Below are 13,806 nucleotides of genomic sequence, written 5' to 3'. Positions count from 1 at the left end.
GAACCTCGCAGGTAGCGAGATAAAATACTTCAAAGAAAGAATTATATAGGTGACGCATATGATCGAAGTTAAGACTTCTGAACTTAGTGATGGAGAATTTAATAGAGGTGTATTTGCAACTCGTGATATTAAAAAGGGTGAGTTGATTCACTCAGCACCAGTTATCTCTTATCCGAATGAACAGCATGAACACATTGAGAAAACGTTACTTGCTGACTACGCATTTGAGTATGGGGTAAATCATACGGCATTCCTTTTAGGATACGGCATGTTATTTAATCATGCATATAATCCGAATGCAACGTATGAGATTGTCTTTGAGAATCATACGTTTAACTTCTTTGCTTATAAGGATATAAAAGCGGGAGAAGAGATTTTAATCAATTATAATGGTGAAGTTGATGATGACGAGCTGCTATGGTTTGATAAGGAAAAAGAAGAGAACGAAAAGTAGATTAACGAGTATGAAAAGGGTACATTCCGGTATGGGGTGTACTCTTTTTTTATTGAAGAAAATAAAGTAAAGATTACAAAAAAATACCACTTTCTTTTCGTATGGTATAGTAAGATACTGGGGGATAGTGTTTTGTAAAAGTGATATATTTTACAAATTGTTGTCTTTCTGATTACATGTCAAGTTTAGTGGTCCATTTGGGTTGCTTTATTATGCAATATATATTTTAATATGAGTGGCACCTCTTATAAATTAAGAGGTTTATAGGTGTCTCGAATTGATTTTGGGTACACTGTATCCACCACTTTAGGTTCATGTATGTGGGGATATTATGGGCCCGTATAACGGGATAAAAAGAATATAGAAATAGAGGAATCGTAAAATGAATATGCAAGAGGTTTATGAATATTTAAGTACGGTATTGCCTGAAGGTCATGTGAAACAAGATGAAATGTTAAAGAATCATACGCATATTAAAGTTGGCGGAAAAGCAGATGTGTTCGTTGTGCCTACAAATTATGATGAAATTCAAGAAGTTATTAAATATGCGAACGAATATAATATTCCAGTTACGTTTTTAGGAAATGGATCGAATGTCATTATTAAAGATGGCGGGATTCGCGGGATTACAGTAAGTTTAATTCATATTACAGGAGTTACTGTAACAGGAACGACGATTGTAGCACAGTGCGGTGCAGCAATTATTGATGTATCACGAATTGCATTAGACCACAATTTAACAGGTCTTGAGTTTGCTTGTGGTATTCCAGGTTCGGTTGGCGGAGCATTATATATGAATGCTGGTGCTTACGGCGGTGAAGTATCGTTTGTGTTAACAGAAGCTCTTGTAATGACAGGCGATGGAGACTTACGTACTTTAACGAAAGATGAGTTTGCATTTGGATATCGTAAGAGTGTATTTGCTAATAATCATTACATTATTCTTGAAGCGAAGTTCGAACTTGAAGAAGGTGTACGTGAAGAAATTAAAGCAAAAATGGATGATTTAACGTTTAAACGTGAGTCAAAACAGCCTCTAGAATATCCTTCATGTGGTAGTGTATTCAAGCGTCCACCAAATAACTTTGCTGGTAAGTTGATTCAAGAATCAGGACTACAAGGTAAGCGAATTGGCGGAGTAGAAGTTTCTTTAAAACACGCTGGATTTATGGTGAATGTTGATAACGGAACAGCACAAGATTACATCGATTTAATTCACTTCGTACAAAAGACAGTTGAAGAGAAATTTGGCGTGAAGTTAGAGCGCGAAGTAAGGATTATTGGAGAAGATAAAGAATAATAAAATGCGAATTATTTCAAAATAACATTTGGGTATTGTTGACAATTTGTCTTCAATTCAATATAATGGCTAATAATTTAACAAATAACATACGTTGAAAGAGCCCAGTAGCAGTTTGTCACTGTTAACGAGAGAGCTAGGGGTTGCTGGAACCTAGCACAAACAAACTTGTGAATTACACTCTGGAGTATCTTAGGTAATGCTAAGCGGATTGGCAATCGATATTATTGCTAAGAGTGGTATGAGTAGCTATGCTATTTATACAAACTGGGTGGTAACACGGTGAATAATCGTCCCTATGTCATAGACATAGGGATTTTTTGTTTTTTAAAAATAAAGGGGATGACAAAAGATGAATATCATTGATGAGTTAGAATGGCGCGGCGCCGTTAATCAACAGACTGACGAAGAAGGCTTACGTAAGTTAGTAGAAGAGAAGAAGATTTCGCTATACTGCGGAGTTGATCCGACTGGTGATAGTATGCATATCGGACATTTGATTCCGTTTATGATGATGAAAAGATTCCAGTTAGCTGGTCATCATCCTGTTATTTTAATTGGCGGAGCAACTGGAACAATTGGCGATCCAAGTGGACGTCAATCAGAGCGTCAACTTCAAACATTAGAAGTAGTTCAGCATAATGTGGATGCGTTAACAGCGCAAATGAAAAAGCTATTTGATTTTGGCGGAAATAGCGAAGTGAAGATGGTAAATAACTACGACTGGACACATGAAATAAATATTATTGAGTTTTTACGTGATTACGGAAAAAACTTTAGTATTAATAGCATGTTAGCGAAGGATATTGTAGCAAGTCGTTTAGATACAGGGATCTCTTTCACAGAATTTACGTACCAAATCTTGCAAGCGATGGACTTCCATCATTTATACACGAAAGAAGATGTTCAACTGCAAATTGGTGGTAGTGACCAATGGGGCAATATTACGAGCGGTTTAGATTTAATTCGTAAGTTAGAAGGGCACGAAGCGAAAGTATTCGGATTAACGATTCCGTTATTATTAAAATCAGATGGTACGAAGTTTGGTAAATCAGCAGGTGGTGCAGTTTGGCTTGATCCTGAAAAAACAACACCATTTGAATTTTACCAGTTCTGGGTGAATACAGATGACCGTGATGTCGTTAAATACTTGAAATACTTTACATTCTTAACGAAAGAGCGTATTGATGAATTAGCAGTGAAGGTAGAAACAGAGCCTCATAAACGTGAAGCGCAAAAAGTATTAGCGGAAGAAATGACGAAATTCGTTCATGGAGAAGAAGCATTCCTGCAAGCTGTGAAAATTACAGCAGCGTTATTTAGCGGAGATATTAAATCGTTAACAGCTGATGAAATTGAGCAAGGCTTTAAAGAGATGCCAACATTCCAGTCTTCAAAAGAGACGAAAAACATCGTAGAGTGGCTAGTTGATTTAGGAATTGAACCATCTAGACGACAAGCACGTGAGGATATTAATAATGGCGCGATTTCTATGAATGGTGAAAAAGTAACGGATGTGGGTACGGATGTTACTGTAGAAAATTCATTCGATGGAAGATTTATTATTATCCGTAAAGGGAAGAAGAACTACAGCCTTGTGAAGTTAGGGGAATAGTTTGTGTGAAAGGATGGGAGTAGGAAGAATACTTCCATTCTTTCGTATACACAATTTGGACATAAAATAATCAGTAAATTTAGATAATTAAAAGGGTTATATTATTCTTCTGCCGAATAAATAAGTTAGAGAAAATTACGGATAAAAATAGCCCGAACCATGCTGGGCATGATTCGGGCTTATATTCAGATTAGTAAGCTAAGCTGAATAGACCTTTAATGTGTGATAAGTAACGAACGTTACTTGCTTCTTTCATTAATGATGCTGGTAAGCCTTTAAGTGGAGTGTTGCTTGCTCCGATTGTAGCAACAGCATCTTTACGTCCTAGACTAGCAAGTGTTCCAGAGTTTACAGGTGCGAACTCTTCGAATGCTTTGCCTTCTAGTGCTGCGTATAAGTTGTATCCAATTAACTCACCCATTTGCCAAGCGATTTGTGCAGTTGGTGGGTATGGACGTCCGTCTGGAGCGAAGACAACAGCGCTGTCTCCAGCAACGAATACGTCTTTGTGAGAAGTAGATTGTAGGTATGCATCAACTGTTGCACGGCCACGGTTTACTTCAAGACCTGATTCACCGATTAGTGGGTTACCTTGTACGCCACCTGTCCAAACGAATGTGTTAGCAACAAGTTTTTGACCGTCTTTTAAGTCGATTTCATTGCCAGCAACGTTTGTTACAGGAAGACCAGTTAAGAATGTAACACCGCGTGCTTCTAGGCTAGTAGTTGCACGTTCGATTAAGTGGTCTGGTAATACTGGAAGGATTTTTGGACCTGCTTCAACAAGAAGAAGTTTCACTTCTTTTGGATTTACGCCGTGGCTTTTTGCAAGTTTAGGCATAATGTCAGCAAGCTCACCAACTAGCTCAACGCCAGTTAATCCGCCACCACCGATTACGATTGTAGCATCAGCTTCGTTTTTCGTTTTCGCGTATTCACGAATACGGTCTTCAACGTGTTTGTAGATTTTGTTTGCATCAGCAGCAGATTTTAATACCATGCTGTTTTCTTCTAGTCCTGGAATACCGAAGTAAGCAGTTTTACTTCCTAAAGCAACTACAAGTGCATCGTAAGATAAAGTAGTGCCGCCAGCTAGTTTGATTTCTTTGCTATCAACTGAGAATGACTCAACTGTTGCGATTTTAAGATCGATATCTTTGCCTTTGAAAAGCTTTGTAAGTGGCATTGCAATTGCTTGCTCAGCAACGTTACCAGCTGCAAGGCGGTGTAGTTCAGTGATAATTTGGTGTGTTGGGTATTGGTTAATCACTGTAACTTGTGCTTCTGATTTGCTGTAATATTTACGTACGTTTAAAGCGGCAAGAAGACCGCCATAACCAGCGCCTAAGATGACAATTTGTTTTGACATAGTATGATATCCCCCGTCTTTACTAATTGTTGTTATAAGTTAAATTATTTATTGTTACGTTCTGCACTAATTTGAAGATATGCGTTCACAAAACGGAACATTTTTTGTGCTTGTGGATCTTTTAGTAATTTTAATAGACCGAATAGGCCGATAACTTCATTACTTTCGTCAGCACGATCTTTCGCTTCGATTGCAGTTGCAGCCATGCTTTTCACTGTATCTTTTACAGGTTCTACAAGCTCTGTGATTGCACCAACAGTGTCGCTTTTTAATACTTCATCAGTAGCAACAGTTTGAGCGAAGTCATAAGATTTAGTTAAAATGTTAACAAGCTCAGTTAATTTTGGAAGCTGTTCTACTAGTGTTGTTAATGATTCTTGTACCTCAGGTTTTAACAACTGATCAAGTACATCAAGTTGTCCTTGGCTAGCAGAAATTTGTACAGTTTCTTGTTCTGGCTTTGTTTGAGTCATAGTTTCTGGCATCTCCAATTCTCCTTTACGATAGCAATACTCTTATTTTTGATAAGTAAGATAGTAACCGTTTACGAAACTTTATACAAAGTTTCACAAAACACAATAAAATGCCTTTAAATTTATGATAGCAATCAGCTGAAATCATAAATCTAAAACCATAACGTCTTACCTATTATTTATGAACTGTCCGATACATGGCTTGTCCGCATAATGGAAAGGTCCTTTATCGGAAAGTGTATATAATATATATCTTATATTATATACTATATACACCTATGTTAACATAAAAATGATTCCTAATTATTTGGTAGTAAGTGTATAACCTAGTACTGACAAGGTGTGAAAGCGTATAAAATATTTTGTTTGAATTAGAAATGTACATATATATAAAGAAAAAAAGGGGAAAATGAACAAATTCATGTTCGTTTTTTCCTTTTTCCTATTATTCACCTTCTGCAATTAGCATCGATGTGTTACCTTCTTTTTCAAGATGGCATTCACCCCAAGAACAAAGAGAATCAAGAATCGATTCTAAAGACCAACCGTAATCAGTAAGAGAATATTCTACTTTTGGTGGGACTTGATTGTATACTTTCCTTTGAATAACGCCGTCGTCTTCTAATTCACGTAATTGCTGGGTTAACATTTTTTGTGTAATACCAGGCATTGAGCGTTTTAGTTCACTCGTTCTCTTCGTACCTTTCGTTAAGTGACAAAGGATAACAACCTTCCATTTGCCGCCGATGACTTCTAAAGTCGCCTCTACAGGAATATTGTATTTCTTCATATGAAATCCTCCTTTTTTGAGTAAAGTAAGCTAAAACATACAAATGTTACTTTTTAGTACCTATAGCACTTTAAAGTACGTACTTTTTATCATGTTAAATATGTTTCATAATAGCACATGTAAGAGGCAAATGAGTAGTACGGTACTTAAAAGTTACTATGTTACTTTTTGGTGCCTATAGTACTTTAAAGTGCGTTCTTTCAAAAAGGAATGAAACCATTCATAATAGCATTTGTAGAGATTAAATATATTTTTTAGAAGATAAAAGGGCCTTTTTATCGCACTATTATGATTGGATTTCTTGTAATAAGGAGGAATTCAATTGAGTTCATATACAGTACCATCTTCGGAAGTTCAGACGAATCGAAGAAGTATGTTTGCTTTATTAGCACTAGCTATTAGTGCGTTTGGGATTGGGACGACCGAGTTTATTAGTGTCGGTTTATTACCATCTATTTCAAAAGATTTAAATGTTTCGGTTACAACAGCCGGTTTAACTGTTTCCTTATATGCGTTAGGGGCAGCGGTAGGAGCTCCTGTTTTAACAGCGTTAACGGCTAGTATGTCGAGAAAGACATTATTAATGTGGATTATGGTTATTTTCATTATTGGTAATGGCATTGCAGCAGTAGCAACAAGCTTCACTATATTGATTATCGCAAGGATTGTATCTGCATTTGCACATGGTGTGTTTATGTCGATAGGATCTACAATTGCGGCTGCAATTGTACCAGAGAATAAACGTGCTAGCGCCATTGCAATTATGTTTACTGGATTAACAGTTGCGACTATTACAGGTGTGCCAATTGGAACGTTTATCGGTCAACAATTTGGCTGGAGAGCGTCGTTTATGGCGATTGTTGTAATTGGAATTATTGCTCTTATCGCGAATAGCATACTGGTCCCATCTAATTTAAAAAATGGTGTACCTGTATCGTTTCGTGATCAATTCAAACTAATTAAGAATGGAAGACTGTTACTAGTTTTCATCATTACTGCACTTGGATACGGCGGGACATTCGTAACATTTACGTATTTATCACCCCTATTACAAGAAGTAACAGGATTTGAAGCAAGTACGGTTACCATCATTTTATTAGTGTATGGAATCGCAATTGCGATAGGGAATATGGTCGGCGGAAAATTATCGAATCATAATCCGATTCGAGCGCTATTTTACATGTTCTTTATCCAAGCGATTATATTATTTGTTTTAACATTTACGGCGCCATTTAAAGTAGCTGGATTAATCACAATTATTTTCATGGGACTATTCGCATTTATGAATGTTCCGGGGCTACAAGTATATGTAGTTATATTGGCAGAGCGCTTTGTTCCAAGTGCGGTTGATGTTGCTTCAGCAATTAATATTGCCGCATTTAATGGAGGAATCGCTTTAGGTTCTTATATAGGTGGTCTTGTAACGAATTCATTAGGATTAATCCATACTGCTTGGGTAGGCGGCCTTATGGTAGTAGCCGCTGTTCTTTTAACAGCGTGGAGTATGGCATTAGAAAAAAGAGATCAAGTAAAATAAAAGGAGAGAAAATAAAATGAAAAACTTACAAAGTCAAGCAGTATTAAATAATGGTGTAGAAATGCCTTGGTTCGGTTTAGGTGTATTTAAAGTAGAAGAAGGACCAGAACTTGTAGAAGCTGTAAAAGCAGCGATTAAAGCAGGATACCGCAGCATCGATACAGCTGCAATTTACGGAAATGAAAAAGCTGTAGGTGAAGGAATTCGTGCAGGTATCGAAGCAACTGGTATTTCAAGAGAAGATTTATTCATCACTTCAAAAGTATGGAACGCAGATCAAGGATATGAAGCAACAATTGCTGCATACGAAGAAAGCTTAAAAAAATTAGAACTAGATTATTTAGATCTATATCTTGTTCACTGGCCTGTAGAAGGAAAATATAAAGATACATGGAGAGCGTTAGAAACACTTTATAAAGAAAAGCGCGTACGTGCAATTGGTGTAAGTAACTTCCAAGTACATCACTTACAAGATGTAATAAAAGATGCAGAAATTAAGCCAATGATTAACCAAGTAGAATACCACCCTCGTTTAACACAAAAAGAAGTACAAGCTTTCTGTAAAGAACAAGGTATTCAAATGGAAGCATGGTCACCACTAATGCAAGGTCAATTATTAGATAACGAAACATTACAAGCAATTGCTGAGAAACACGGTAAAACAACAGCACAAGTTATTTTACGTTGGGATCTTCAAAATGGAGTAATCACAATTCCAAAATCAACGAAAGAACACCGCATTATTGCAAACGCTGATGTATTTAATTTTGAATTAACGAAAGAGGATATGGAAAAAATCGATGCATTAAACCAAAATCACCGCGTTGGTCCAGATCCTGATAACTTCGATTTCTAAGATTAAAGTAAGAAAGAAAAAAGAGTGCTTTTATGCACTCTTTTTTTGTGTATAAAAATATTTTCTAATTAAATACTACTTAGTATTAAGTTTGTTATTAAGGGGCTGTGAACATGAATATAAAGCAATCGTTCAAACTTTTAGCTATGTTTTTAAGTGTTTTATTTGTGTTATTCCCACTTCAAAAAGCATTCGCAGAAGTTATGGACCATACAAAGTATCAAATGGATTGGAGTTATAGTAAGTCCAAGAAGAAACCAATCCGAACAGAGCTTATTAAAACGGCAGATGGCAAAATTGCTTTTTGCTTAAATGTAGATCTGAAATCTCCAAGCGGTCAAGATTTACCGGAAATGGGGAAGGTGGATATTAATGTATACCGTGTATTATTAAATGGATATCCACAAAAGAGTCCGCAAGAATTGGGTGTTTCTGATTGGAGAGAAGCACATTATGCAACGCAGCTTGCAGTATGGAATGCGTTAAAACAAATCGATATTAATGATTTAGACTTCCGTAATAAAAATGTAGAAAAGGTAACGAAAGATATCGTTGCAAAAGCAAGCGCTAGTGAAGAATTGCAAGAAATTACGATGAGTGTAACTCCTACAGAAGAACAACAAGCAGTATTGAAAAATGATTTCTTTGAAACAGGTCTATATACAGTAGAAACAAATGCAAAAAGTGGTACGTATAAGGTTCAAGCAACTGGTGCACCACAAGGAGCGAAGTTTGTAAATGAAAAAGGCGAATCAAAAACAGAATTTAATGTAGGAGAAAAATTCCGCATTTTAATTCCAAAACAAACACCAGCTGGTGGATTTAGCTTTAAAGTAATCGGGAAATTAACGAAGCTACAAGGGATTGCACATAAAGGTACACCAACAATTCAAAATGCAGTTGTATTACTTGAGCGTAGTGAAGAAGAAACAAGTCCGGAGTTATCAGTGAATTGGAAAAAAGGAAATGGTCATGATAATAAACCAAATAAACCCTATACACCAAATGAACCACATAAACCGAATCAATATAACAGATGATGAAAAAAGCTCGTAAACATAGTGTTTACGAGCTTTTTTATTACTCAGCTTCAGAAACTACTGTGAAGCGTTCGTTTACATGTTTTGGATTTTCGATTTCATCAAGTGCTGCTACTGCGAAGTCTTCATAACTTACGTAGCTATCACCTTTTGAGTTAACAAGAAGATTGTCTTTACCAGCTGTATAAGAGCCAGTGCGTTTTCCTAATGCGAATAGTGCAGAAGGGCTGATGAATGTCCAAGTGATGTCATTTGTTTGTTGTAAGATTTCTAAGTTTTTACCTTGGTTTTGAGCAGTTGCAAGGTATTCGCCCGGGAATCCTGGTGTATCAAATACACGTGTTGTTTTCTCTTCGTCTACAAATAAACTACCAGCGCCGCCGACTACAAGTAATTTCGTATTAGGTGCACCTTTCATAGCTTCAATTAATACATTTCCTGCCTCTACGTGAAGATGTTCTTGTCCTGCTGGAGCGCCAAATGCATTTACAACTACGTCAAACGCTTGTAGGTCGTTAGATGTAAGAGAGAATACATCTTTCTCTAAAACTTGTACATTCTCTTCTGTGATTTTTGCAGCGTCTCTTACGATTGCAGTTACTTCATGTCCGCGATCTAATGCTTCTTTTAAAATGCGACTTCCTGCTTTACCATTTGCCCCGATGATTCCAATCTTCATAATAAATCCCTCCAAAGTGTTTTGTTAAAGTGTATATCTGAAAGTAAATGAATGTATTGTAATTAAGTTTGTTACAACTTGATGTAATCATTATAGTTACAGGTTAGCGTTTTTGTCAATGGGGTTGTTTAGGAATTTGTTTTTTGTTTTAGTATGTACATTTGCTAAAAAGGAGAATCATGAAACCTCTAATATTTGGAAATCGAAAGTTGTCGAAAAATGTTGATTTTTAAATATTTTTTAAATATAATTCGATTTATGGAGAAAAGGAGGGGTTAATTGTATGAATATTTTAGAACAATTCGTTTCATCAACGAATACGATTCTTTGGTCATATATTCTTATTGCAATGTTAATTGGTTTAGGACTTTATTTTTCTATTAAATTGAAATTCGTACAACTTACTCATTTAGGGGAAATGGTTCGATTAATGAGTGATGGATTAACTGGAAAGACGCGTAAAAAAGGTAGTGTATCTTCTTTCCAAGCATTTTGTATGAGTTCAGCAGCTCGTATTGGGATCGGGAACTTAGCCGGTGTAGCGTTAGCTATTTCTATGGGAGGACCTGGCGCAGTATTTTGGATGTGGGTTATTGCGATTATCGGAGCGTCTTCAAGTTTCGTGGAAAGTACGCTTGCCCAAATTTATAAAGTAAAAGATGGCAGTGGCTTCCGTGGTGGTCCTGCTTATTATATGGAAAAAGGTTTAAATAAACGTTGGATGGGAATTTGGTTCTCTATCCTTATTACAGTTAGTTACGGTTTAATTTTTAACTCAGTACAAGCGAATACAGTAACATTAGCGTTTGAAAATGCATTTGGTTTAGAGCGTTATATTGTCGGAATTGCATTAGCTGCATTAGTTGCGGTTATTATTTTTGGTGGTGTAAAAAGTATTGCACGTATGTCGGAAATGATTGTTCCGCCAATGGCGCTTATTTATATTGCGGTAGCTATTTTTGTTGTCATTAAAAACTTCTATTTAATACCAGATGTGTTTACGGAAATCTTTAAAGGTGCATTCGGTTTAGATTCAGCTGTAGGTGGCGGTATCGGTGCTGCGATGAAATATGGTATTCAACGTGGATTATTCGCGAACGAAGCGGGTATGGGTAGTGCGCCGAACGCGGCAGCGACAGCTGATGTAACGCATCCAGCGAAACAAGGTTTTATTCAAACAATTGGAGTGTTAGTAGATACATTCTTAGTATGTACATCAACAGCATTTATCGTACTGTGTTCTGGTGCATATAAAGCAACGAATTTAGAAGGTATTGAACTAACACAAAATGCATTAAGTTCACAAATTGGCCCATGGGCAAGTAGCTTCTTAGCGATCATCATTTTCTTATTTGCTTTCAGTTCGCTTCTAGGAAACTACTATTATGGTGAAACGAATATCGAATTCATTAAACAAAGTAAAACTTGGTTAACAATTTACCGTATTGCGGTAGTTGCAATGGTATTATTCGGTTCTGTTGCGACGCTTCAAGTTGTATGGAATATGGCGGATTTATTTATGGGTCTAATGGTAATCACAAACTTAATTGCGATTACACTTCTTGGTCGATTTGCGTATGCTGCATTGGCAGACTATGTAAGGCAAAAGAAACAAGGAAAAGATCCAGTCTTCAGTGCAGATTCTATTCCTGGTTTAACAAATACAGAGTGTTGGGATAAGTCAGCGGTAACGGATAAAGAAAAAGCAGTGTAATGAAAAGGCGAGCATCGAGATGAATTCGGTGCTCGCCTTTTTTTGTTGTAGTAAATGATGAAAAGAGTGAGAGGTGATTATTAATATAATTTTTGTTTGTTCATCCCTCTTGTTATTTGTAGGGAACGTACTGTCTTAAAAGTATGACTGGTCGCATAGGATGAGTGATTGATTATTGGATAAATGCACGTACTGGTTATAGTTTTACGTGAAAAAAGCACTCATGTTAATTGATTTAACGCGTTTATGTTAGAAAACCTAACATAAAGTTCTTGATTGCTAAGAGTTTTTAGAATATAATTTTCTTATTGTTAGGAAGAGGGGGCAATGCAATTATGGATTTTTTAGCTAAGGTAATTGGGGATATAAATAATGTCCTTTGGTCATATATCATTATTGCGATGTTAATTGGGTTAGGACTTTACTTTTCGTTTCGTGTGAAATTTGTCCAAGTTCGTTACTTCGGTGAAATGATTCGATTGCTTGGGGATGGGGCAAGTTCGAAAACGAGGAAAGCACAAAAAGAGAAGAGTGGTGTATCATCGTTCCAGGCTTTTTGTATGAGTACAGCTTCTCGTGTAGGTACTGGTAACTTAGCTGGTGTAGCTATCGCAATCTCAGCAGGTGGACCAGGAGCAGTATTTTGGATGTGGTTAATCGCGGTAATTGGGGGTGCTTCTGCATTTGTAGAGAGCACATTAGCACAAATTTATAAAGTAAAAGATGGGAATGCTTTCCGTGGTGGCCCAGCTTATTATATGGAAAAGGGTTTAAATAAGCGCTGGCTTGGAGCTATTTTCTCTGTTTTAATAACAGTAAGTTTCGGATTAATTTTTAACGCTGTACAGTCTAATACTGTAGCGGCTGCTTTTGATGGGGCATTCAAAACAGATAGTAGATTAGTAGGTCTTGTAATGGCTGGTTTACTAGCAGTTATTATTTTTGGCGGGGTAAAGCGAATTGCACGTGCGGTTGAAATGATTGTTCCAGTAATGGCAATTATTTATGTAGCAGTAGCGTTATTCGTTGTAGTAACAAACATTACGGCGATTCCGTATGTATTTAAAGAAATTTTCTTACATGCTTTCGGAATTAAAGAAGTAGTAGGCGGAGGATTGGGAGCTGCGATTTTATTAGGGGTAAAACGCGGATTATTCTCAAATGAAGCTGGTATGGGTAGTGCGCCGAACGCAGCAGCGACTGCAAACGTAACGCATCCAGTTAAACAAGGTTTCATTCAAACTTTAGGGGTATTTACAGATACATTATTAATTTGTAGTTGTACAGCATTTATCATTCTTCTATCAGATGTGCATAATGCTGCTGATTTAAATGGAATTCAATTAACGCAACAAGCGTTAAGTCAACATATCGGACCGTGGGCATCTATATTTGTAGCAGTTGCGATCTTCTTGTTTGCATTTAGTTCATTAGTAGGTAACTACTACTATGGTGAAACAAATATTGAATTCTTAAATGGAAGTAAAGTGTTATTAAATGCATACCGCATTGCTGTACTTGGTATGGTTATGTTAGGTTCTGTAGCAACAATTCAAATTGTTTGGGATTTAGCAGATTTATTCATGGGTATTATGGCTGTTATTAACTTAGTAGCGATTGTATTCCTTTCTAAGTACGCTTTCGCAGCGTTATCAGATTATATTAAACAAAAGAAACAAGGAAAAGATCCAGTATTTTATGCAGAGTCTATTCCAGGATTGAACAATACAGAGTGCTGGGATAAGCCAGTAGCTGATAAAGAAAAAGCTGTATAATGAGGTGAGCATCAAGTGAAACTTGGTGCTCATTTTTTTATTGTATAATGAAAAAGACGAACATTAATGAAGGTTTTATAATAAAATGTAATTTTTTTTAGAAAAGAGAGGATATGAGTTGGGATTTGTGTTAGAATGGAAAATGCCTTTGAGACAAGAGATTTTATCACTTTTCACATCCAATTGAAGGTTTTGGAGGAGGAA

Annotated in this window: 12 protein-coding genes and 1 other annotated feature; of the genes, 8 read left to right on the top strand and 4 right to left on the bottom strand. The window is 36.5% G+C overall.

From position 1 onward, the window contains the following. Positions 1 to 58 precede the first annotated feature (58 nt). The 3 genes from DN410_RS13235 to tyrS all read left to right on the top strand — a co-directional run bounded on the left by DN410_RS13235 (position 59) and on the right by tyrS (position 3,369). Positions 59 to 454, top strand: a complete 396-nt coding sequence (locus DN410_RS13235) for an SET domain-containing protein (RefSeq protein ID WP_000573651.1) — start codon at positions 59 to 61, stop codon at positions 452 to 454. A 382-nt stretch (positions 455 to 836) separates the two neighbouring features. Beyond that, entirely contained in the window at positions 837 to 1,754 is a 918-nt protein-coding gene (gene murB, locus DN410_RS13230; protein ID WP_149176851.1) for a UDP-N-acetylmuramate dehydrogenase, read from the top strand. A gap of 85 nt (positions 1,755 to 1,839) precedes the next feature. Then, positions 1,840 to 2,055: a binding site (T-box leader), on the top strand. A gap of 51 nt (positions 2,056 to 2,106) precedes the next feature. Beyond that, positions 2,107 to 3,369, top strand: coding sequence for a tyrosine--tRNA ligase (gene tyrS, locus DN410_RS13225; RefSeq protein WP_001021108.1), 1,263 nt, complete (start codon positions 2,107 to 2,109; stop codon positions 3,367 to 3,369). Positions 3,370 to 3,559: 190 nt separating this feature from the next. Here the strand turns inward: tyrS and DN410_RS13220 are convergent, their stop codons facing one another. From DN410_RS13220 to DN410_RS13210, 3 genes are all read right to left on the bottom strand, one after another. Further along, positions 3,560 to 4,738, bottom strand: a complete 1,179-nt coding sequence (locus DN410_RS13220; protein WP_000043194.1) for an NAD(P)/FAD-dependent oxidoreductase — start codon at positions 4,736 to 4,738, stop codon at positions 3,560 to 3,562. A gap of 44 nt (positions 4,739 to 4,782) precedes the next feature. Further along, on the bottom strand, positions 4,783 to 5,223 hold the full coding sequence (locus tag DN410_RS13215) for a DUF1641 domain-containing protein (protein WP_001115309.1): 441 nt from the start codon (positions 5,221 to 5,223) through the stop codon (positions 4,783 to 4,785). 433 nt (positions 5,224 to 5,656) lie between these two features. Further along, positions 5,657 to 6,001: a winged helix-turn-helix transcriptional regulator gene (locus DN410_RS13210; RefSeq protein WP_000760481.1), complete on the bottom strand. Its 345-nt coding sequence runs from the start codon at positions 5,999 to 6,001 to the stop codon at positions 5,657 to 5,659. A 373-nt stretch (positions 6,002 to 6,374) separates the two neighbouring features. Between DN410_RS13210 and DN410_RS13205 the strand changes: the two genes are divergently transcribed. The 3 genes from DN410_RS13205 to DN410_RS13195 all read left to right on the top strand — a co-directional run bounded on the left by DN410_RS13205 (position 6,375) and on the right by DN410_RS13195 (position 9,434). Then, positions 6,375 to 7,538: an MFS transporter gene (locus DN410_RS13205; protein WP_179958614.1), complete on the top strand. Its 1,164-nt coding sequence runs from the start codon at positions 6,375 to 6,377 to the stop codon at positions 7,536 to 7,538. 16 nt (positions 7,539 to 7,554) lie between these two features. Further along, positions 7,555 to 8,394 carry an aldo/keto reductase gene (locus tag DN410_RS13200; RefSeq protein WP_149176849.1) on the top strand — a complete coding sequence of 280 codons (840 nt, stop codon included), beginning with the start codon at positions 7,555 to 7,557 and terminating at the stop codon, positions 8,392 to 8,394. A gap of 113 nt (positions 8,395 to 8,507) precedes the next feature. After that, positions 8,508 to 9,434, top strand: a complete 927-nt coding sequence (locus DN410_RS13195) for a thioester domain-containing protein (RefSeq protein WP_149176848.1) — start codon at positions 8,508 to 8,510, stop codon at positions 9,432 to 9,434. Between the two features lie 40 nt (positions 9,435 to 9,474). Here the strand turns inward: DN410_RS13195 and DN410_RS13190 are convergent, their stop codons facing one another. Continuing rightward, entirely contained in the window at positions 9,475 to 10,113 is a 639-nt protein-coding gene (locus DN410_RS13190; RefSeq protein ID WP_149176847.1) for an NAD(P)-dependent oxidoreductase, read from the bottom strand. Positions 10,114 to 10,396: 283 nt separating this feature from the next. Here DN410_RS13190 and DN410_RS13185 point away from each other — a divergent pair, with 283 nt between their 5' ends. Next, positions 10,397 to 11,827 carry an alanine/glycine:cation symporter family protein gene (locus tag DN410_RS13185; RefSeq protein ID WP_149176846.1) on the top strand — a complete coding sequence of 477 codons (1,431 nt, stop codon included), beginning with the start codon at positions 10,397 to 10,399 and terminating at the stop codon, positions 11,825 to 11,827. 335 nt (positions 11,828 to 12,162) lie between these two features. Next, positions 12,163 to 13,602, top strand: a complete 1,440-nt coding sequence (locus DN410_RS13180; protein ID WP_149176845.1) for an alanine/glycine:cation symporter family protein — start codon at positions 12,163 to 12,165, stop codon at positions 13,600 to 13,602. Positions 13,603 to 13,806: the final 204 nt, after the last annotated feature.

Origin of the sequence: Bacillus sp. SH5-2 (genome assembly GCF_008368905.1) — a bacterium.
Classification (GTDB): Bacteria; Bacillota; Bacilli; order Bacillales; family Bacillaceae_G; genus Bacillus_A; species Bacillus_A luti.
Note: the sequence above shows the minus strand (reverse complement) of the source record. Positions and strands in the feature narration are given on the sequence as shown.